Source organism: Escherichia sp. WS33, from assembly GCF_046486385.1.
Lineage (GTDB): Bacteria > Pseudomonadota > Gammaproteobacteria > Enterobacterales > Enterobacteriaceae > ECMA0423.
The window spans coordinates 1-21511 of the sequence record NZ_JBJQLJ010000014.1; the positions used below are offsets into that span (position 1 = coordinate 1).

The window sequence follows — 21511 nt, forward strand, 5'->3', positions numbered from 1 at the left end:
GCCGCCGCTGGCTGGCATCGTGCGGCCTGACCGTGGAGCAGATGCAAAACCAGATGGACCCGGTGTACACGCCGGCGCGAAAAATCCACCTGTACCACTGCGACCATCGCGGCCTGCCGCTGGCGCTTGTCAGCACGGAAGGGGCAACAGAATGGTGCGCAGAATACGATGAATGGGGCAACCTGCTGAATGAAGAGAACCCGCATCAGCTGCAGCAGCTTATCCGCCTGCCGGGGCAGCAGTATGATGAGGAGTCCGGCCTGTATTACAACCGCCACCGCTATTATGACCCGCTGCAGGGGAGGTATATCACTCAGGATCCGATTGGGCTGAAGGGGGGATGGAATTTTTATCAGTATCCGCTGAATCCGGTTCAGTATATAGATTCAATGGGACTGGCATCAAAATATGGACACTTAAATAATGGCGGATATGGAGCGAGACCCAACAAACCGCCTACGCCCGATCCAAGTAAATTGCCGGACATAGCGAAACAATTAAGACTGCCATATCCTATTGACCAGGCCAGTAGTGCGCCTAATGTTTTCAAAACATTCTTCAGAGTATTAAGCCCTTACGACTACACACTGTATTGCAGGAAGTGGGTAAAACCAAATCTGACTTGTACGCCACAGGATGATTCCCAGTATCCAGGGATGGATACAAAGACAGCAAGTGATTACCTGCCACAGACAAATTGGCCAACAACTCAATTACCACCAGGATATACTTGTGCAGAACCCTATTTATTCCCAGACATTAATAAACCCGATGGGCCAGCAACAGCAGGGATAGATGATTTGGGTGAAATTTTAGCTAAAATGAAACAGAGAACATCGAGAGGAATAAGAAAATGAAAAGAGTTTTGTTCTTTTTGCTGATGATATTTGTTAGTTTTGGTGTTATAGCTGATTGCGAAATACAAGCTAAAGATCATGATTGTTTTACTATTTTCGCTAAGGGTACTATTTTTTCCGCGTTTCCTGTCTTAAATAATAAAGCCATGTGGAGATGGTATCAGAATGAGGACATCGGTGAGTATTATTGGCAAACAGAACTGGGTACATGTAAAAATAATAAATTCACACCAAGCGGGGCGAGACTCTTAATTCGCGTCGGGTCACTACGCCTTAATGAAAATCATGCCATCAAAGGAACGTTGCAGGAGTTGATAAATACAGCAGAAAAAACGGCGTTTCTCGGCGATCGGTTTAGAAGTTATATAAGAGCGGGTATCTATCAAAAAAAGAGCAGTGATCCAGTTCAGTTGTTGGCAGTCCTTGATAATTCAATCATGGTAAAATATTTTAAAGATGAGAAACCAACTTATGCTCGAATGACAGCACATCTCCCGAACAAAAATGAGTCTTACGAATGTTTAATAAAGATACAGCATGAACTAATTCGTAGTGAAGAGAAATAAAATCTCTTCCTGAGAAAACAAATTAATCATTGTGAAAAATTATATAACTCATGGAATAGGTGTTTATTTTGCGTTCCATTTGCAGGGAAAGATCACGTAACGCTACTTTTTTGTACTAAATAATTCGAATTTTAAGTTCAACAATTGAGATACTACTTATTGTCTAAAGCTGTTTTTCATAGCTTATACATGATCAAATACTCCTTACATAAATAAGGTGAACAAATGGAACTTAAAAAATTGATGGAACATATTTCTATTACCCCCGATTACAGATAAGCCTGGAAAGTGGTGCATAAATTGTCAGATATTCTACTGTTGACTATTTGTGCCGTTATTTCTGGTGCAGAAGGTTGGGAAGATATAGAGGATTTCGGGGAAACACATCTCGATTTTTTGAAGCAATATGGTGATTTTGAAAATGGTATTCCTGTTCACGATACCATTGCCAGAGTTGTATCCCAGGGAAAGATCACGTAACGCTACTTTTTTGTACTAAATAATTCGCATTTTATGTTTAAAAATTGAGATATTCCTTATTACCTAAAGCTGTTTTTCATAGCTTATACATGATCAAATACTCCTTACATAAATAAGGTGAACAAATGGAACTTAAAAAATTGATGGAACATATTTCTATTATTCCCGATTACAGATAAGCCTGGAAAGTAGAGCATAAATTGTCAGGCATCCTACTATTGACTATTTTTGCCGTTATTTCTGGTGCAGAAAGTTGGGAAGATATAGAGGATTTCGGGGAAATACATCTCGATTTCTTGAAGCAATATGGTGATTTTGAAAATGGTATTCCTGTTCACGATACCATTGCCAGAGTTGTATCCTGTATCAGTCCTGCAAAATTTCACGAGTGCTTTATTAACTGGATGCGTGACTGCCATTCTTCAGATGATAAAGACGTCATTGCAATTGATGGAAAAACGCTCCGGCACTCTTATGACAAGAGTCGCCGCAGGGGAGCGATTCATGTCATTAGTGCGTTCTCAACAATGCACAGTCTGGTCATCGGACAGATCAAGACGGATAAGAAATCCAATGAGATTACAGCTATCCCAGAACTTCTTAACATGCTGGATATTAAAGGAAAAATCATCACAACTGATGCGATGGGTTGCCAGAAAGATATTGCAGAGAAGATACAAAAACAGGGAGGTGATTATTTATTCGCGGTAAAAGGAAACCAGGGGCGGCTAAATAAAGCCTTTGAGGAAAAATTTCCGCTGAAAGAATTAAATAATCCAGAGCATGACAGTTACGCAATTAGTGAAAAGAGTCACGGCAGAGAAGAAACCCGTCTTCATATTGTTTGCGATGTCCCTGATGAGCTTATTGATTTCACGTTTGAATAGAAAGGGCAGCTATGGTTAGAAACTACCTGACGTCAGTCCTTGCGGGGAGCAGGCTTTCGTAAATTTGTCCTGCTACAACAGGATTAACTTCACAAATATCATTTCTCAACGTCTACACTTACTCCTGTAAACCGTTCAGGAGCAGTAATGAATCAGCAACGATTTGATGACAGCACCCTAATCCGTATCTTCGCGCTTCATGAGTTATATCGACTGAAAGAACATGGCTTAACGCGCGGGGCGCTTCTCGATTATCACAGCCGCTATAAACTCGTCTTTCTGGCGCATTCTCAGCCGGAATACCGCAAACTTGGCCCGTTTGTGGCTGATATTCATCGGTGGCAAAATCTGGATGACTATTACAACCAGTACCGCCAACGCGTAATCGTTTTACTTTCTCACCCCGCCAACACGCGCGATCACACCAACGTTTTGATGCACGTTCAGGGTTATTTTCGCCCACATATTGATTCCACAGAACGCCAGCAGCTGGCTGCGCTTATCGACAGTTATCGCCGTGGCGAGCAACCGCTTCTTGCGCCGCTGATGCGTATCAAACACTATATGGCGCTTTATCCTGACGCCTGGCTTTCAGGGCAGCGTTATTTCGAACTTTGGCCGCGTGTGATTAACTTGCGCCATTCAGGAGTTTTATGACTACCCATCTGGTCTGGTTTCGCCAGGATTTACGTCTGCATGATAATCTCGCGCTTGCTGCCGCCTGCCGCAATTCGTCTGCACGCGTGCTGGCGCTGTATATCGCTACACCACGCCAGTGGGAGACGCATAACATGTCGCCGCGTCAGGCTGAACTTATCAATGCTCAACTGAATGGGCTACAAATAGCGCTTGCGGAAAAAGGTATTCCTTTATTGTTCCGTGAAGTGGATGACTTTGTCGCCAGTGTCGAAATAGTTAAACAGGTGTGCGCGGAAAACAGCGTTACCCACCTGTTTTATAACTATCAGTATGAAGTGAATGAGCGGGCGCGGGATGTGGAAGTTGAAAGAGCGCTGCGTAACGTGGTGTGTGAAGGATTTGATGACAGCGTGATCCTGCCGCCTGGCGCGGTGATGACCGGCAATCACGAGATGTACAAAGTCTTTACGCCTTTTAAGAATGCCTGGCTGAAACGGCTGCGGGAAGGGATGCCGGAGTGCGTCGCTGCACCAAAAGTTCGTAGTAGCGGATCGATAGAGCCCTCGCCATCCATTACGCTGAATTATCCTCGTCAGTCTTTCGATACTGCGCATTTTCCGGTGGAAGAAAAAGCGGCGATTGCGCAATTACGCCAGTTTTGCCAGAACGGTGCCGGAGATTATGAGCAACAACGAGATTTTCCGGCAGTGGAAGGCACCAGCCGTTTGTCGGCCAGCCTGGCAACGGGCGGGTTATCGCCTCGCCAGTGCTTGCATCGCTTGTTGGCTGAACAGCCGCAGGCGCTGGACGGTGGGGCCGGTAGTGTCTGGCTTAGTGAGCTGATCTGGCGCGAGTTCTACCGTCATCTGATGACGTATTACCCCTCGTTGTGTAAACATCGTCCATTTATTGCCTGGACGGATCGTGTGCAGTGGCAAAGCAATCCCGCACATTTACAGGCCTGGCAGAAAGGCAAAACGGGATACCCGATTGTTGATGCCGCTATGCGTCAGCTTAACAGCACTGGCTGGATGCATAACCGGCTACGGATGATTACAGCCAGTTTTCTGGTGAAAGATTTGTTGATCGACTGGCGCGAAGGCGAGCGATATTTCATGTCGCAGCTGATTGATGGTGATTTGGCAGCTAATAACGGTGGCTGGCAGTGGGCGGCTTCTACGGGTACTGATGCTGCGCCGTATTTTCGTATTTTCAATCCGATAACTCAGGGCGAGAAATTTGACCGTGAGGGCGAGTTTATTCGTCGATGGTTACCGGAGCTGCGCGATGTACCAGGGAAAGCGGTGCATGAGCCGTGGAAGTGGGCGCAGAAAGCAGGTGTGAAGCTGGATTATCCGCAACCGATAGTTGATCACAAAGAGGCAAGGCTGCGAACGCTGGCAGCGTACGAAGAAGCGAGGAAAGGAGCCTGATAAAACGCAGCGAGCGTTTTATCAGGTATGGTGCTGGCCTATTATGACTCCAGCGCCAGCGCGCGGTTTCTGAATTTCAGCGCCTGATACAGCCAAATCATCAGTACCAGTCCTACACACGCCAGTGCGCCCCAGGTAATTTGATCAAATACTTCAATATATGCATTGATGGAGTAGTTGATCGCCCCGGAAGCATCAAACGAAGCCTGCGATGTCTGATCGGCAATCACGCCCGCCAGATAGTTCGCGATCGCGCCAGAAAGCAGCATGTAGATGCCGGTTAATACGCCGGTCACGCCCGGAATTTCAATGCGCGTAATTTGCGACATGGCAACCGGGTCGATAAACAGTTCCGCAAAGCCCATCACCGCCAGGCCTAATACCATCAGTGGCAGAGAAGAGTGACCATACATTGCGGACCAGCGGGCGCTTAAGGTCAGAATGCAGAACCCGGCGCTCATCAGGCCGAGACCAAGAGCAAATTTTCCCCAGATGCGCACGGTACGATTACCTGCGACGCTTTCTTTAACCACCCACGCCAGGAACACACCGCACAGCATAACTGCGAAGGCATTAATCGACTGGAACATAGCAGTCGGAACGGTATAACCAAACATATCGCGGTTAACGAAGCGGTCGATATAAAGGCTAATCGAGCTGCCGCCCTGTTGTGCGAAGGCCCAGAACAACATACTGAAGAAGGTGAGCGTCACAATCAGCCCCAGCTCCTTACGCTGTTTCTGGTTTTCTGCTTTGCGATAAATTTTTGCCAGTACACCCAGGCCAATAATAGTCGCGACAATTAAGGCGTATACCGACCACTCTTTCCAGAACAATACGGTAATCAGCGCAGGCGTTGCCACCAGCAGAACCAGCAGCCATCCCCAGTTAGGCAGGAGAAAGTTTGTCGCACGCAGTACTTTTTTATTAACGCCGCGGGTATGAGTGAAATGACGATTGCCACATAAGAAAATGACCAGACCCGCGATCATGCCAACCGCCGCCAGGCCAAAGCCCATCGCCCAGCTGTACTCTTCCTGGGCGTAACCACAGGCGATAGGTGCGATAATAGACCCCACGTTACCCGCCGCATACATCAGCGAGAAACCGCCATCACGACGCGGATCGGTTGGCTCATACAGCTCGCCGAGCAGGCAACTGACATTGGATTTAAACAGACCATAGCCACAAACGATTATCGCCAGGGACAGATAGAGGAATGACGGATGGATCTCACTGGCACCCAACACCACATGACCGATCGCCATCAATAACGCCCCCAGCATCACCGCCATGCGATTGCCGAGAACTTTATCCGCCAAAAAGCCACCGAGGATTGGCGTGACATACACCAGCGAACAGTAGGCGCTAAATAACTCGTAGGCGTGAGTATCGTTGTATTTTAGTTGATTGGTGAGATAGAGAATCAGCAGGGCACGCATGCCGTAAAAGCTAAAATATTCCCAGATTTGCAGCGCAACGACATAGTAAATAGCGCGCGGCTGTGATGCGTGTTTATTCATAATAATTCCACAATTGACGGCAACGTCACGTAATAGTTGCGCGGCGTGCTTGTGTTTCCTTAAAGTTAAAACTTTGATACAGATCTGATTATTTATGCAATATGCTGTCTGATTGCATAAATATACATTAGCTGAAGCGTGATGATATAAACAATTTGCGTCTTTTGGCGTCGGGTTTGTTTCTTAATATGTCAAAAGATTGGCTATCGACGAACTGGCGAGGTAACGCTATGTTAACGGTGTAGCTATCAGAATACGGAAGGCGCGAAGATGAAAAACACCGAACTGGAACAACTGATTAACGAAAAACTGAACAGCGCGGCGATTAGTGATTACGCGCCGAATGGTTTGCAGGTGGAAGGCAAAGAGACGGTGCAAAAAATTGTTACCGGTGTCACCGCCAGCCAGGCTTTGCTCGATGAGGCAGTGCGTCTGGGCGCGGATGCGGTCATTGTGCATCATGGCTACTTCTGGAAAGGAGAGTCTCCGGTCATTCGCGGAATGAAGCGTAACCGTTTAAAAACGTTGCTGGCGAATGATATCAACCTGTATGGCTGGCATTTGCCGCTTGACGCACATCCTGAGCTGGGCAATAACGCACAGCTGGCGGCGTTACTGGGGATCACGGTCATGGGCGAAATTGAGCCGTTGGTGCCGTGGGGAGAGCTGACCATGCCTGTGCCGGGACTGGAACTAGCCTCCTGGATTGAAGCGCGTCTGGGACGTAAGCCGTTATGGTGTGGCGATACCGGACCTGAGGTGGTCCAGCGCGTCGCCTGGTGCACGGGCGGCGGGCAAAGTTTTATCGATAGCGCCGCGCGTTTTGGCGTGGATGCTTTTATTACTGGCGAAGTTTCTGAACAGACCATTCATTCAGCCCGCGAGCAGGGATTGCATTTTTATGCTGCAGGTCACCATGCCACTGAACGTGGTGGTATTCGCGCATTGAGCGAGTGGCTGAATGAAAATACCGATCTTGATGTGACCTTTATTGATATTCCTAATCCTGCATAACGAATAATCAGAGGGATCGAAAGTGCAACGAGCGCGTTGTTATCTGATAGGTGAAACGGCGGTAGTGCTGGAACTGGAACCGCCGGTGACGCTGGCTAGCCAGAAACGGATCTGGCGACTGGCGCAGCGTCTGGTGGATATGCCGAATGTGGTTGAAGCCATTCCCGGCATGAACAATATTACGGTGATTTTGCGTAATCCTGAGTCGCTGGCGCTGGATGCCATAGAGCGTTTGCAACGCTGGTGGGAGGAGAGCGAGGCCCTGGAACCTGAGTCTCGCTTTATTGAAATTCCGGTGGTTTACGGTGGTGCAGGCGGACCGGATTTGGCGGTGGTCGCGGCGCATTGCGGGTTGAGCGAAAAACAGGTTGTTGAATTGCACTCCTCCGTGGAATACGTGGTCTGGTTTTTAGGTTTTCAACCGGGCTTCCCGTATCTCGGGAGTTTGCCGGAACAACTACACACGCCACGGCGCGCTGAACCGCGCTTACTCGTTCCGGCAGGTTCTGTCGGGATCGGCGGGCCGCAGACTGGTGTTTATCCGCTGGCAACGCCGGGTGGCTGGCAGTTGATTGGTCATACCTCACTCAGCCTGTTTGATCCGGCGCGTGACGAACCCATCTTATTACGTCCGGGAGACAGCGTGCGCTTTGTACCGCAGAAGGAGGGAGTATGCTGAAGATTATTCGTGCGGGCATGTATACCACTGTGCAGGATGGCGGTCGTCACGGTTTTCGCCAGTCGGGTATCAGCCACTGCGGCGCACTGGATATGCCCGCGTTACGCATTGCTAACCTACTGGTGGGTAATGACGCCAATGCCCCCGCGCTGGAGATCACGCTCGGTCAGTTAACTGTTGAGTTCGAAACTGATGGGTGGTTTGCTCTGACGGGTGCCGGTTGCGAAGCGCGGCTGGATGATAATGCCGTCTGGACCGGCTGGCGATTGCCGATGAAAGCAGGCCAGCGTTTAACGCTTAAACGCCCGCAGCACGGGATGCGCAGTTATCTGGCGGTCGCGGGTGGTATTGATGTTCCGCCGGTAATGGGGTCATGCAGCACCGATCTCAAAGTGGGGATTGGCGGGCTGGAAGGCCGTTTACTGAAGGATGGTGACCGACTCCCGATTGGCAAAGCGAAGCGTGATTTTATGGAAGCGCAGGGCGTTAAACAGCTGCTGTGGGGCAACCGCATTCGCGCCTTGCCGGGGCCGGAATATCATGAGTTCGATCGTGCCTCGCAGGATGCATTCTGGCGTTCGCCCTGGCAGCTTAGCTCGCAAAGTAACCGCATGGGCTATCGCTTACAGGGGCAAATTTTAAAACGCACCACCGATCGCGAACTGTTATCTCACGGTTTGTTACCGGGCGTGGTGCAGGTGCCACATAACGGGCAGCCGATTGTGTTGATGAACGACGCACAGACCACCGGTGGTTACCCGCGTATTGCCTGCATCATTGAGGCTGATATGTACCATCTTGCGCAAATTCCGCTCGGTCAGCCGATTCATTTTGTCCAGTGTTCACTGGAAGAGGCACTGAAAGCGCGGCAAGATCAGCAACGTTATTTTGAACAATTAGCGTGGCGGCTGCACAATGAAAATTGACCTGAACGCCGATCTGGGCGAAGGCTGCGCCAGCGACGCAGAGCTATTAACGCTGGTTTCCTCTGCCAATATTGCCTGTGGATTTCATGCAGGCGATGCGCAAACCATGCAGGCTTGCGTGCGTGAAGCAATAAAAAATGGTGTTGCAATTGGCGCTCACCCGAGTTTTCCCGACAGGGAAAATTTTGGTCGCAGCGCCATGCAGTTGCCGCCAGAAACCGTTTACGCCCAGACGCTGTATCAAATTGGCGCGCTGGCAACGATTGCCCGTGCGCAAGGCGGCGTAATGCGTCATGTCAAACCGCACGGCATGTTGTACAACCAGGCGGCGAAAGAAGCACAACTGGCAGACGCCATCGCCAGAGCGGTATACGCTTGCGATCCGGCATTGATTCTCGTTGGGCTGGCAGGAAGCGAGCTGATTCGTGCAGGCAAGCAATATGGCCTGACAACGCGCGAGGAAGTGTTTGCCGATCGCGGTTATCAGGCTGACGGCTCGCTGGTGCCGCGAAGTCAGCCAGGCGCGTTGATTGAAAACGAAGAACAGGCGCTGGCGCAAACGCTAGAGATGGTGCAACACGGCAGAGTCAAAAGTATCACCGGCGAATGGGCAACGGTCACGGCGCAAACAGTCTGCCTGCATGGCGACGGCGAGCACGCACTGGCGTTCGCCCGCCGACTACGCTCTACATTTGCCGAAAAGGAGATTGTTGTCGCAGCATAACCCCGATTAATAAAGAATGAAAAAAGGATATCACCATGCCTGAAGGCCCGGAGATCCGCCGTGCAGCGGATAACCTGGAGGCGGCGATCAAAGGCAAACCACTAACTGATGTCTGGTTTGCCTTCCCGCAGTTAAAAACTTATCAATCACAACTTATCGGTCAACACGTTACCCATGTGGAAACGCGTGGTAAGGCGTTGTTAACTCATTTTTCCAACGACTTAACGCTCTACAGCCATAATCAGCTTTACGGCGTCTGGCGCGTGGTTGATACCGGCGAAGAGCCGCAGACCACGCGAGTATTGCGGGTAAAACTGCAAACGGCTGACAAAACCATTCTGCTTTATAGCGCCTCGGATATTGAGATGTTGAGGCCGGAACAACTGACCACGCATCCGTTTTTACAACGCGTTGGTCCCGATGTGCTGGATCCGAATCTGACGCCGGAGGTGGTAAAGGAACGGTTATTGTCACCGCGCTTTCGTAACCGTCAGTTTGCAGGATTACTGCTCGATCAGGCGTTTCTGGCTGGGCTTGGCAATTATTTGCGGGTGGAGATCCTCTGGCAGGTTGGGTTGACTGGAAATCATAAAGCGAAAGATCTCAATGCGGCGCAACTGGATGCACTCGCACACGCGTTACTGGAGATTCCTCGGTTTTCTTACGCTACGCGGGGGCAGGTGGATGAGAATAAGCATCATGGGGCGCTGTTTCGCTTTAAGGTTTTTCATCGTGATGGCGAACTGTGCGAACGCTGTGGCGGCATCATTGAGAAAACCACGTTGTCCTCGCGCCCGTTTTACTGGTGTCCAGGCTGCCAGCACTAGGCCGACCGCTTCGGCGCATAGGTTGAAATAAACCGCGCAATGGCTGGCCCCGTCAGCAAAATACTGAACAGGCGCAGGGTTTGCATCGCCATAATAAGCGCCATATCGGCATTGCTCCCTGCGGCGATGACCGCCACGGTATCAAGCCCGCCGGGACTGGTGGCGAGGTAGGCAGTCATAAAATCAATGTGCATAAACCGGGTCAGCCCCCACGCCATACCCGCACAAATAGCCAGCAGAGCAAAAATCGACAGCAGGATTTGCGGTAGCGGGCGTAGTGCCCGCAGTAAGATTTGTTTATCGAAACCAAGACCAATCCGCCAGCCAATTGCCATATACGCCATCGCCAGCAGCCATTCCGGTAGTTCGATGGTGATGAGCTGACCAGACTGGAGCACTGCGCCCGCCAGCATCGGGATGAGCATCGTGCCGGAAGGAAGACGCAGCATGCATCCCGCCGTACCGGCAACGACTGCGAGCAAAATCGTAAGCAGGAGATTAATGCTCACTGGCGGGAACCAGACGATTTGCTGGTTAACCGCTTCAGCGTTATCACCCAGCATCATGCGGGTGACCAGAACAGCGGCCCCCGCGACGAACAGCACTCGCAGATATTGCATAAACGCCACCAGGCGAATATCTGCGCCGTAATCTTGCGCCATAGCGACCATTGCCGCTGCGCCGCCTGGAGAAGAACCCCAGGCACCGGTATTTCCAGGCAGTGAGCTATAGCGCACCAATAACCAACCCACGATGGCGCTGGAAAGCAGCGTCACCAGTAAAATAGCAAGCACGATCGGCCAGTTGGCGGCCAGCGTGGTGAGAATCGAACCAGTGAGGTTTTGCGCAATCATGCAGCCAAGAATGGCCTGCGCGGCGAGAAAAGCGGAGCGGGGAAGTTGCAGAGTAATTCCGCGCATACTGAAGATGATCCCGGCGATCATCGGCCCAAGTAATAGCGCCGCCGGGAGATGTACCGCGAGGAAACCAATAGAAAGGAGAAGTGATAGCACACATAACATTCCCCACTGCAAAACTGGCATCCTTCGCTCCCTCATTATTTTCTCTTTGGTGTATCGATACAGCATAAAGAAAGCCGGGCCAGGAAAAAATAACAGCAATCAAGGAAAAGGGGAAAATCAGCAATTTTCTGAAAGAGATGCCCTTTCCGGCTGCAAAGGGCATCATGGCAAATCAGTTATAGTTAATCTTAAAAAGCACCACTGTATCGAAGGGGCCAGCCTCGATGGGGGTGCCTGCAATGGACGAAAGTTCAGCCGTATAGGTTTTTTCGTAGATCAGCATATCGCTGGTGAAATCGGCGTATTCAGCATATTTATTGAAGGTATAAGGCGAGGCGTTTTCATCCAGCAAACGTAGCTTCAGACCATTACCAATCAACAATGCTTTATCTTCTTCAACCAACGTTTCTTCGGTATAAAAGGAGGAACTGACTTTAAATCCGTCGGTGCATTGGTCATTTTGTGATTTTGTCGTCTTAATACTGAATGTTTTCGACATTGTGTGGCGACGAATATCCAGCAAATTAAATTTACCAAAATCAATCACCTGTGTTTCCGGTGAAATGGAAAAATTGACGCTGCAATCCAGCACGCGAATGTTTTCCAGACCAGTAATATGATATTTCAGGTTTTGGGCAGTAGGGTCTTCGTTAACGCTACCGGCACCGTCAAATTGCACGACGATATAGTCGCTAAGCGTACTTTGATAATCATGCGGCGGCATTTCTCGTATTTTGACGTATAACCGCATGCGAGCGAGAAAGGTACGCGACATGTGAATATTAGCGGGATCACCCGAGCAAATTTTGTTCTGCCATCCCATCGCGATAATCTGCTCAGGGGTATAAATGTCAATGTTCTTACTGTCAATACACTGGTTAGTGTCGATGCGGCTTTTTCCCTGGTTGGCGTCATAATCAACGCCATTGTAAGTTACGCCGAGTTGATAATAGCGATCCTGCACCCCCGGGTAGGGGTTTACCCAGGCATAAACATGCTCACTTTCAAAATTGCCGTTGGTATTGTTGTCACAATAGACGGGAATTTTAATATCGTCAGATTCCCAAATCTTATCGCCGAGTTTGGCATTGCCTGGTACAGCAAAAGGTTGAATCGCTTCTGATTTTTCTACCGAGCCACCGGATGAACCAAAGTAGCAGTTCAGGGCAAGCGCAGACTTCAACGGCAGAAATAACAGACAGATGACGAGCAACACTCCCTTGCCAGCACTCATTTCTTCGCCTCCACGGCTTGTAAATGGCATTGTCCGCTGCAGTTGAGCGTCGTCATGCGTAACGCGCCGTAATCATCCATATAACCGAGATAAAACTGGCTGCCGCTATAATTTCCGGTGTTTGTGTTGACCGTACTAAAAGGCGCAACCATCACGGTTTTGAAGCCGGGGAGAACGCCTTTTTCATTTCGTCCCAGGTAGGCAATGGTCAGATAATACGCGGTAGGATTTTTCAGTGTCAGTTGGTTGCCCTGCTGGCTGACCTGTAACTGCAGTTCGACCTTTTCTCCTGCTTTCTTGCGTAATGCAGCCGGTCGCCAGAACACCTTGATACGACTCTGAATGGCGACTTGCAGAACGGCATGGTCGCTGTTTTTTTCCGGGGCGGGAGGAATTTCACGCATATTGTAGAAAAATAGCGTTTCGCGATCGCCCGGTAATTTTGTGGTCGAGGCTTGCTTTACTATCCGTACCTGCGTTGTTGCTTTCGGTTCCAGACGTTGTATCGGCGGCAGGGCGACCAGAAGATCATCGCTTTTCTCCCCTTTTTCATTTTCGAGCCAGGAATAAGCGAGGTAGGGGAGTTTATCGCTACGATTATCCACCCGCAGACTGGTAGCTTTATCATTAGCGTTAAACACAATACGAGTGCGATCGGGTTGTAGTGCAGCGTGGCTGCACAGACTGGCAACCAACAACAAAAGGGGTAGTCCTTTCATAAATGTCATTTTCATTTCCTTAATTAATGACAAGGTAAAATCAGGCGATTTGCGGTGTCTTCCATATGTTCAGGAAGATGGAGCGAGCAATGCTGGCTATCACCCCAGACCACGGTAAACTTTTGATTTTCAGCGACTCCGCTTAACCAGGCATGTCCTTCCTCGCCAACCATCCCCACGCTAATGCCGCTGTCATCCTGGCGGATATCCGCTCCGAGGGGAGGAAACTGACCGCTGGCGTTGCGAATGATGACGTTAACGTCTTTACCGGAACGGGAAGCCAGTGATTTGTAACCTATCGCGCCTTCAATCCACGTTTCTTTGATAACGTTTTCTGCAACTGTTACGCCGTCGGGTAAGTCATTCATGTTCACCGCCACGGTGGAAGGCTGGTAACTGGAAATCAACGGCACCACCGCAATGCCAAAATGGTTGGTGTAGTCGAGATTGCCCTGAACCGGAATATCTGCCACGCCATCGGTGCTGACCATCAGGCGTGGTTCATTGGTGGAGCTGCGGCGATGAAACGCTGCACCATATTGGGTTGCGGTGAAAGAACCGCTCCAGCTGCTGCTGACGGAACTGTAATCATTGGCGGCATAGGTACCAGAAATATCCCACTCACCCGCTGAACTCAGGTGCTGATAGTTACCGCTCACCTGGGCTCCATTGTCCGGACGGTCGGATTGCAGTCCGGCAGACATGCCCCAGCTATTACGTTCATCCAGCGTATCGTTCCACGACATGCGGTGTGTGGTGCTGTGGCTACTGTTTTGCATGTCATAGCCAACCCGACCACCGTTACCGAAGGGGAGCGAAATCGACAGGTAAATCTGGTTGTCGCGATCTTTATCTTCGTAATGGGTTGTATTGAATGACGTCGAAATAGAGATATCTCTCCAGTCACCAATATCAACATTAAAACCTGCCGTGATGTTGGCGGTCGTGGAGGCGTCTGCATTCCACCAGGTTTGATGTAGCAGGTTGGCGTAAAGATTGAGGTTTAGTGGGGTAATCGGTTGGCCCACAGATAAGCTGATCGTCTGTTTTTCGTCCTGCGCATCGCTGTCGTTGTATTTGTGATCCAGATAGTTGGCGTAGCTGTGAAAATGACGATCGGAGAAACGATAAGCGGCGAGGGAAATCGTGCTGTTGGTGGCATCCACTTGTTTGCTGTAATTAAAACGGTAGCTTAAGCCCCGCTCGTCCTGCTGAGTATCAAAGTGACTACTGGCCCACGTGACATCAAACGACAGCGCGCCAAGCCACAGCATATTTTGCCCGATACCTATTGCGGCAGAATGGTAGTCATCACCAGAAAGCAGCAGGCCGCCGTACAGCGAGGTGTTTGACAGCATCCCCCAGGAAACTTCATTGCTAAAAAAGGTTTCATTTTCAGTTTGATGTGACATGGAGGGCCGTGGCTGACCCGCGGCCAGTTTATAGCGAACCTGTCCCTGACGAGTCAGGAAGGGCGTCGATGCTGCCGAAACCTGGAAATTGTTCACCCGACCATCTTCTTCCGTCACTTTGACATCCAGTGTGCCCTGAACAGACTGATTAAGGTCGTCAATGATAAATGGGCCTGGTGGGACTTTTTTCTGGTAAATGACGCGGCCTGATTGACTGATCGTCACCGTGGCATTGGTCTGTGCAATACCGCTAATTTGTGGGGCGTAGCCGCGTAGTTCCCATGGCAACATTCGATCGTCACTTGCCAGTGCCGCGCCGGTATAAGAAAAACCGTCGAAAATATTGGAACTAAAATCCGTTTCGCCGAGGGTTAATTTTGAACCTAATTGCGGTAACGGGCGAAAAAGATAGGTACGTGATATTTCGCCTGACTGTTCATGGTTATCATCGCTATCAGTCTGATTCAACTGATAATCACTGCGTAAGCGCCATGCCCCCGTGTTGATTCCGGCTGTTCCATAGGCGTTAAGATTAGTGCTGCTGCTGCCATCCTGTGGGCGGTAGCTGCTGGCAAACAAGTTGTAATCCATCAGGACACCGGCGACACCTTCTTTCCATGTGGAGGGTGGGGTCCAGTTTTCTGAGTGCCACGCCAGCCAGGCTTGCGGAATGGTGATATTTAGTTGCTGATTGGCTTGATCGAAATTGAAGAGCATTTCAGGTCGGGAGCTAAAATCGACGCACTGATTTATCAATGGTAACGACTGACGGACTTCAGGTTTTAAGCCAAATTTATCGACCAGTAAATCATTGATGCACGGAATGGTTTTATCGTCATTTTTGTGCCAGTTAATCTTTTGCCCGTTACTGATTTGGTTATTATTTACCGCAACGCTAACAAAATACTCACCGGGAGCAATGACTCCTTTTTCCTTTAATAATGAAATATCAATGCGGTCGCGCATTGATTTATCGAGAACATTAAGGTTGAATTCGACCGCCAATGCGCAAGGCATCGCCACGACCAGGCAGGATACAAAAGAGAGTCGATAAATATTCACGGTGTCCATACCTGATAAATATTTTATGAAAGGCGGCGATAGCGCCGCCAAAGTAATACTTATTTATAATCCAGCACGTAGGTTGCATTCGCCGTAACTGCGCCTGGCGTTACAGGTGTAGCCTGATCAATTTGTTCCATCCAGGCAAAGAAATTCAGCGTTTGTTCGCTGGAGGTCGGAGCCAGGTCGATATCTGGAGTAGCGGTGCCTAAAACGATATTGCTTTGATCTTTATTCATTAAACGTACGCCGACGCCGGTGGCTTCACCCGTGCTGGTGTTGTTGAGAATCGGATCTGCGCCGGTGGTTTTCGCTGAGCTATCAAAGGTGACTGCAACTTTAGAAATCTTGCCACCGGAACCGTTGCTGGAGTTTTCCAGATCACAGTTGACTAAGCGCAGGTCGACAGCAACGGCATCGCTGTGATGTGACTGATTAATGTGGCTGGTGGTCACCTGACCGAGTTCAACCTCTTTATCAATATCATCCTGATGTATTTCACACGGTGCTTCAATAACTTCACCTTTAAAGTGAATTTCACCGGATCCTTCATCAGCCGCATAAACAGGTGCTGTGAACAGCAGAGATACGGCCAGTGCGGCCAATGTTTTTTGTCCTTTAAACATAACGGAGTCCTTTAACAGAAAAGAAAAAAGTATATCGGTGCAAGAATATCTTATTTGATTGTCGAATGTTTTTAGTTTTTCTTAAAAATATTATTAATTTTATTAAATGTAAAAGTAATTAATTGATGGTATGAATTAAATGTTTGATGAATAACGTATTGGAAATTATAGGGGTGCGCTATATTTGGTGGTTTATTCATGTAACTGAGAGGAAGATAGATGATTAAAAATCATCGATTTGTTTATAATTTATACCGATATATTTTTTTTTAGAATATATGAATGTCCGATAGTGGATTTTATTTTTACAATTTTTTGTGTTTAGGCATATAAAAATTAACCCGCCATTTGAACGGCGGGTTAAAATATTTACAACTTAGCAATCAACCATTAACGCTTGATATCGCTTTTAAAGTCGCGTTTTTCATATCCTGTATACAGCTGACGCGGACGGGCAATCTTCATACCGTCACTGTGCATTTCGCTCCAGTGGGCGATCCAGCCAACGGTACGTGCCATTGCGAAAATGACGGTGAACATGGAAGACGGAATACCCATCGCTTTCAGGATGATACCAGAGTAGAAATCGACGTTCGGGTACAGTTTCTTCTCGATAAAGTACGGGTCGTTCAGCGCGATGTTTTCCAGCTCCATAGCCACTTCCAGCAGGTCATCTTTGGTGCCCAGCTCTTTCAGAACTTCATGGCAGGTTTCACGCATTACGGTGGCGCGCGGGTCGTAATTTTTGTACACGCGGTGACCGAAGCCCATCAGGCGGAAAGAATCATTTTTATCTTTCGCACGACGAACAAATTCCGGAATGTGTTTAACGGAGCTAATTTCTTCCAGCATTTTCAGCGCCGCTTCGTTAGCACCACCGTGCGCAGGTCCCCACAGTGAAGCAATACCTGCTGCGATACAGGCAAACGGGTTCGCACCCGAAGAGCCAGCGGTACGCACGGTGGAGGTAGAGGCGTTCTGTTCATGGTCAGCGTGCAGGATCAGAATACGGTCCATAGCACGTTCCAGAATCGGATTAACTTCATACGGTTCGCACGGCGTGGAGAACATCATATTCAGGAAGTTACCGGCATAGGAGAGATCGTTGCGCGGATAAACAAATGGCTGACCAATGGAATACTTGTAACACATCGCGGCCATGGTCGGCATTTTCGACAGCAGGCGGAACGCGGCAATTTCACGATGACGAGGATTGTTAACATCCAGCGAGTCGTGATAGAACGCCGCCAGCGCGCCGGTAATACCACACATGACTGCCATTGGATGTGAGTCGCGACGGAAAGCGTGGAACAGACGGGTAATCTGCTCGTGGATCATGGTATGACGGGTCACCGTAGTTTTAAATTCGTCATACTGTTCCTGAGTCGGTTTTTCACCATTCAGCAGGATGTAACAAACTTCCAGGTAGTTAGAATCGGTCGCCAGCTGATCGATCGGGAAACCGCGGTGCAGCAAAATACCTTCATCACCATCAATAAAAGTAATTTTAGATTCGCAGGATGCGGTTGAAGTGAAGCCTGGGTCAAAGGTGAACACACCTTTTGAACCGAGAGTACGGATATCAATAACATCTTGACCCAGCGTGCCTTTCAGCACATCCAGTTCAACAGCTGTGTCCCCGTTGAGGGTGAGTTTTGCTTTTGTATCAGCCATTTAAGGTCTCCTTAGCGCCTTATTACGTAAGACTGCCGGAACTTAAATTTGCCTTCGCACATCAACCTGGCTTTACCCGTTTGTTATTTGGCTCGCCGCTCTGTGAAAGAGGGGAAAACCTGGGTACAGAGCTCTGGGCGCTTGCAGGTAAAGGATCCATTGATGACGAATAAATGGCGAATCAAGTACTTAGCAATCCGAATTATTAAACTTGTCTACCACTAATAACTGTCCCGAATGAATTGGTCAATACTTCCACACTGTTACATAAGTTAATCTTAGGTGAAATACCGACTTCATAACTTTTACGCATTATATGCTTTTCCTGGTAATGTTTGTAACAACTTTGTTGAATGATTGTCAAATTAGATGATTAAAAATTAAATAAATGTTGTTATCGTGACCTGGATCACTGTTCAGGATAAAACCCGACAAACTATATGTAGGTTAATTGTAATGATTTTGTGAACAGCCTATACTGCCGCCAGGTCTCCGGAACACCCTGCAATCCCGAGCCACCCAGCGTTGTAACGTGTCGTTTTCGCATCTGGAAGCAGTGTTTTGCATGACGCGCAGTTATAGAAAGGACGCTGTCTGACCCGCAAGCAGACCGGAGGAAGGAAATCCCGACGTCTCCAGGTAACAGAAAGTTAACCTCTGTGCCCGTAGTCCCCAGGGAATAATAAGAACAGCATGTGGGCGTTATTCATGATAAGAAATGTGAAAAAACAAAGACCTGTTAATCTGGACCTACAGACCATCCGGTTCCCCATCACGGCGATAGCGTCCATTCTCCATCGCGTTTCCGGTGTGATCACCTTTGTTGCAGTGGGCATCCTGCTGTGGCTTCTGGGTACCAGCCTCTCTTCCCCTGAAGGTTTCGAGCAAGCTTCCGCGATTATGGGCAGCTTCTTCGTCAAATTTATCATGTGGGGCATCCTTACCGCTCTGGCGTATCACGTCGTCGTAGGTATTCGCCACATGATGATGGATTTTGGCTATCTGGAAGAAACATTCGAAGCGGGTAAACGCTCCGCCAAAATCTCCTTTGTTATTACTGTCGTGCTTTCACTTCTCGCAGGAGTCCTCGTATGGTAAGCAACGCCTCCGCATTAGGACGCAATGGCGTACATGATTTCATCCTCGTTCGCGCTACCGCTATCGTCCTGACGCTCTACATCATTTATATGGTCGGTTTTTTCGCCACCAGTGGCGAACTGACATATGAAGTCTGGATCGGTTTCTTCGCCTCTGCGTTCACCAAAGTGTTCACCCTGCTGGCGCTGTTTTCTATCTTGATTCATGCCTGGATCGGCATGTGGCAGGTGTTGACCGACTACGTTAAACCGCTGGCATTGCGCCTGATGCTGCAACTGGTGATTGTCGTTGCACTGGTGGTTTACGTGATTTATGGATTCGTTGTGGTGTGGGGTGTGTGATGAAATTGCCAGTCAGAGAATTTGATGCAGTTGTGATTGGTGCCGGTGGCGCAGGTATGCGCGCGGCGCTGCAAATTTCCCAGAGCGGCCAGACCTGTGCGCTGCTCTCTAAAGTCTTCCCGACCCGTTCCCATACCGTTTCTGCGCAAGGCGGCATTACCGTTGCGCTGGGTAATACCCATGAAGATAACTGGGAATGGCATATGTACGACACCGTAAAAGGGTCGGACTATATCGGTGACCAGGACGCGATTGAATATATGTGTAAAACCGGGCCGGAAGCGATTCTGGAACTCGAACACATGGGCCTGCCGTTCTCGCGTCTTGATGATGGTCGTATCTATCAACGTCCGTTTGGCGGTCAGTCGAAAAACTTCGGCGGCGAGCAGGCGGCACGCACTGCGGCGGCGGCTGACCGTACCGGTCACGCACTGTTGCACACGCTTTATCAGCAGAACCTGAAAAACCACACCACCATTTTCTCCGAGTGGTATGCGCTGGATCTGGTGAAAAACCAGGATGGCGCGGTGGTGGGTTGTACCGCACTGTGCATCGAAACCGGTGAAGTGGTTTATTTCAAAGCCCGCGCTACCGTGCTGGCGACTGGCGGGGCAGGGCGTATTTATCAGTCCACCACTAACGCCCACATTAACACTGGCGACGGCGTCGGCATGGCTATCCGCGCAGGCGTACCGGTGCAGGATATGGAAATGTGGCAGTTCCACCCGACCGGTATTGCCGGTGCGGGCGTACTGGTCACCGAAGGTTGCCGTGGTGAAGGCGGTTATCTGCTGAACAAACATGGCGAACGCTTTATGGAGCGTTATGCGCCGAACGCCAAAGACCTGGCGGGCCGTGACGTGGTGGCGCGTTCCATCATGATTGAAATCCGTGAAGGTCGCGGCTGTGATGGTCCGTGGGGGCCACATGCGAAACTGAAACTCGACCACCTGGGTAAAGAAGTTCTCGAATCCCGTCTGCCGGGTATTCTGGAACTCTCCCGTACCTTCGCTCACGTTGATCCGGTGAAAGAGCCGATTCCGGTTATCCCAACCTGTCACTACATGATGGGTGGTATTCCGACCAAAGTGACCGGTCAGGCGCTGACGGTGAACGAGAAAGGCGAAGATGTGGTTGTTCCGGGGCTGTTTGCCGTTGGTGAAATCGCTTGTGTATCGGTACACGGCGCTAACCGTCTGGGCGGCAACTCGCTGCTGGACCTGGTGGTCTTTGGTCGCGCAGCGGGTCTGCATCTGCAAGAGTCTATCGCCGAGCAGGGCGCATTGCGCGATGCCAGCGAGTCTGATGTTGAAGCATCTCTGGATCGTCTGAACCGCTGGAACAATAATCGTAACGGTGAAGATCCGGTGGCGATTCGTAAAGCGCTGCAAGAATGTATGCAGCATAACTTCTCGGTCTTCCGTGAAGGTGATGCGATGGCGAAAGGGCTTGAGCAGTTGAAAGTTATCCGCGAGCGTCTGAAAAATGCCCGTCTGGATGACACTTCCAGCGAGTTCAACACCCAGCGCGTTGAGTGCCTGGAACTGGATAACCTGATGGAAACGGCGTATGCAACGGCTGTTTCTGCCAACTTCCGTACCGAAAGCCGTGGCGCGCATAGCCGCTTCGACTTCCCGGATCGTGATGATGAAAACTGGCTGTGCCACTCCCTGTATCTGCCAGAGTCGGAATCCATGACGCGCCGAAGCGTCAACATGGAACCGAAACTGCGCCCGGCATTCCCGCCGAAGATTCGTACTTACTAATG

At 49.6% G+C, this 21511-nt stretch carries 20 protein-coding genes and 2 pseudogenes; 14 read left to right on the forward strand and 8 right to left on the reverse strand.

Annotation, left to right across the window (positions count from 1 at the left end):
* The 6 genes and pseudogenes from ACJHXA_RS12905 to phrB all read left to right on the forward strand — a co-directional run.
* Positions 1–857: RHS repeat-associated core domain-containing protein (locus ACJHXA_RS12905; protein WP_001532430.1), on the forward strand; the 857-nt coding region annotated here is incomplete at its 5' end.
* Positions 854–1423, forward strand: a complete 570-nt coding sequence (gene ybfC / locus ACJHXA_RS12910; RefSeq protein WP_000832338.1) for a protein YbfC — start codon at positions 854–856, stop codon at positions 1421–1423. The genes ACJHXA_RS12905 and ybfC, both read left to right, overlap by 4 nt.
* A gap of 225 nt (positions 1424–1648) precedes the next feature.
* Positions 1649–1885: pseudogene (locus ACJHXA_RS12915) on the forward strand (transposase family protein); the annotation flags it as partial.
* Positions 1886–2028: 143 nt separating this feature from the next.
* Positions 2029–2787, forward strand: a pseudogene (locus ACJHXA_RS12920) (ISAs1 family transposase); the annotation flags it as partial.
* A gap of 150 nt (positions 2788–2937) precedes the next feature.
* Positions 2938–3447 carry a YbgA family protein gene (locus ACJHXA_RS12925; protein ID WP_001076014.1) on the forward strand — a complete coding sequence of 170 codons (510 nt, stop codon included), beginning with the start codon at positions 2938–2940 and terminating at the stop codon, positions 3445–3447.
* Positions 3444–4862 carry a deoxyribodipyrimidine photo-lyase gene (gene phrB, locus ACJHXA_RS12930; protein WP_000207157.1) on the forward strand — a complete coding sequence of 473 codons (1419 nt, stop codon included), beginning with the start codon at positions 3444–3446 and terminating at the stop codon, positions 4860–4862. Before ACJHXA_RS12925 ends, phrB begins: the two co-directional genes overlap by 4 nt.
* Before the next feature lie 41 nt (positions 4863–4903).
* Here the strand turns inward: phrB and dtpD are convergent, their stop codons facing one another.
* The gene (gene dtpD / locus ACJHXA_RS12935; protein ID WP_001032694.1) at positions 4904–6385 is read right to left on the reverse strand and encodes a dipeptide permease DtpD; all 1482 of its coding nucleotides are present in this window, start codon (positions 6383–6385) and stop codon (positions 4904–4906) included.
* A gap of 270 nt (positions 6386–6655) precedes the next feature.
* On the opposite strand from dtpD, the gene ybgI reads away from it, so the two are divergent.
* From ybgI to nei, 5 genes are read left to right on the forward strand one after another with little or no spacing between them, the layout of a single operon-like run.
* The gene (gene ybgI, locus ACJHXA_RS12940) at positions 6656–7399 is read left to right on the forward strand and encodes a radiation resistance protein YbgI (RefSeq protein ID WP_000798871.1); all 744 of its coding nucleotides are present in this window, start codon (positions 6656–6658) and stop codon (positions 7397–7399) included.
* A gap of 22 nt (positions 7400–7421) precedes the next feature.
* Entirely contained in the window at positions 7422–8078 is a 657-nt protein-coding gene (pxpB, locus tag ACJHXA_RS12945; protein ID WP_001188343.1) for a 5-oxoprolinase subunit PxpB, read from the forward strand.
* Positions 8072–9004 carry a 5-oxoprolinase subunit PxpC gene (pxpC, locus tag ACJHXA_RS12950; protein WP_000912716.1) on the forward strand — a complete coding sequence of 311 codons (933 nt, stop codon included), beginning with the start codon at positions 8072–8074 and terminating at the stop codon, positions 9002–9004. Before pxpB ends, pxpC begins: the two co-directional genes overlap by 7 nt.
* On the forward strand, positions 8994–9728 hold the full coding sequence (gene pxpA, locus ACJHXA_RS12955; RefSeq protein ID WP_000687130.1) for a 5-oxoprolinase subunit PxpA: 735 nt from the start codon (positions 8994–8996) through the stop codon (positions 9726–9728). The genes pxpC and pxpA overlap by 11 nt, the downstream gene beginning before the upstream one ends.
* A gap of 35 nt (positions 9729–9763) precedes the next feature.
* Positions 9764–10555 (forward strand): endonuclease VIII, encoded by a 792-nt coding sequence (nei, locus tag ACJHXA_RS12960; RefSeq protein WP_001114025.1) that lies wholly within the window; start codon positions 9764–9766, stop codon positions 10553–10555.
* Here the strand turns inward: nei and ACJHXA_RS12965 are convergent.
* The 7 genes from ACJHXA_RS12965 to ACJHXA_RS12995 form a co-directional block, all read right to left on the reverse strand.
* Positions 10552–11598: an AbrB family transcriptional regulator gene (locus ACJHXA_RS12965; protein ID WP_001297246.1), complete on the reverse strand. Its 1047-nt coding sequence runs from the start codon at positions 11596–11598 to the stop codon at positions 10552–10554. The two genes, nei and ACJHXA_RS12965, sit on opposite strands and share 4 nt — an antisense overlap.
* A gap of 151 nt (positions 11599–11749) precedes the next feature.
* Positions 11750–12811: a fimbrial protein gene (locus ACJHXA_RS12970; RefSeq protein WP_001272420.1), complete on the reverse strand. Its 1062-nt coding sequence runs from the start codon at positions 12809–12811 to the stop codon at positions 11750–11752.
* Positions 12808–13539 (reverse strand): molecular chaperone, encoded by a 732-nt coding sequence (locus tag ACJHXA_RS12975; protein WP_000143529.1) that lies wholly within the window; start codon positions 13537–13539, stop codon positions 12808–12810. Before ACJHXA_RS12975 ends, ACJHXA_RS12970 begins: the two co-directional genes overlap by 4 nt.
* A 14-nt stretch (positions 13540–13553) precedes the next feature.
* Positions 13554–16013: a fimbria/pilus outer membrane usher protein gene (locus tag ACJHXA_RS12980; RefSeq protein ID WP_001316936.1), complete on the reverse strand. Its 2460-nt coding sequence runs from the start codon at positions 16011–16013 to the stop codon at positions 13554–13556.
* Between the two features lie 50 nt (positions 16014–16063).
* A complete protein-coding gene (locus tag ACJHXA_RS12985; protein ID WP_000472422.1) occupies positions 16064–16630 on the reverse strand; it encodes a fimbrial protein in 567 nt (188 codons plus the stop codon).
* Between the two features lie 390 nt (positions 16631–17020).
* Positions 17021–18304, reverse strand: a complete 1284-nt coding sequence (gltA, locus tag ACJHXA_RS12990) for a citrate synthase (RefSeq protein ID WP_000785834.1) — start codon at positions 18302–18304, stop codon at positions 17021–17023.
* 205 nt (positions 18305–18509) lie between these two features.
* Positions 18510–18617 carry a hypothetical protein gene (locus ACJHXA_RS12995; RefSeq protein ID WP_001305582.1) on the reverse strand — a complete coding sequence of 36 codons (108 nt, stop codon included), beginning with the start codon at positions 18615–18617 and terminating at the stop codon, positions 18510–18512.
* A gap of 380 nt (positions 18618–18997) precedes the next feature.
* Here ACJHXA_RS12995 and sdhC point away from each other — a divergent pair, with 380 nt between their 5' ends.
* From sdhC to sdhA, 3 genes are read left to right on the forward strand one after another with little or no spacing between them, the layout of a single operon-like run.
* Positions 18998–19402 carry a succinate dehydrogenase cytochrome b556 subunit gene (gene sdhC / locus ACJHXA_RS13000; RefSeq protein ID WP_000263347.1) on the forward strand — a complete coding sequence of 135 codons (405 nt, stop codon included), beginning with the start codon at positions 18998–19000 and terminating at the stop codon, positions 19400–19402.
* Entirely contained in the window at positions 19396–19743 is a 348-nt protein-coding gene (gene sdhD, locus ACJHXA_RS13005; RefSeq protein ID WP_000254365.1) for a succinate dehydrogenase membrane anchor subunit, read from the forward strand. Before sdhC ends, sdhD begins: the two co-directional genes overlap by 7 nt.
* The gene (gene sdhA, locus ACJHXA_RS13010; protein ID WP_000775540.1) at positions 19743–21509 is read left to right on the forward strand and encodes a succinate dehydrogenase flavoprotein subunit; all 1767 of its coding nucleotides are present in this window, start codon (positions 19743–19745) and stop codon (positions 21507–21509) included. The genes sdhD and sdhA overlap by 1 nt, the downstream gene beginning before the upstream one ends.
* Positions 21510–21511 lie beyond the last annotated feature (2 nt).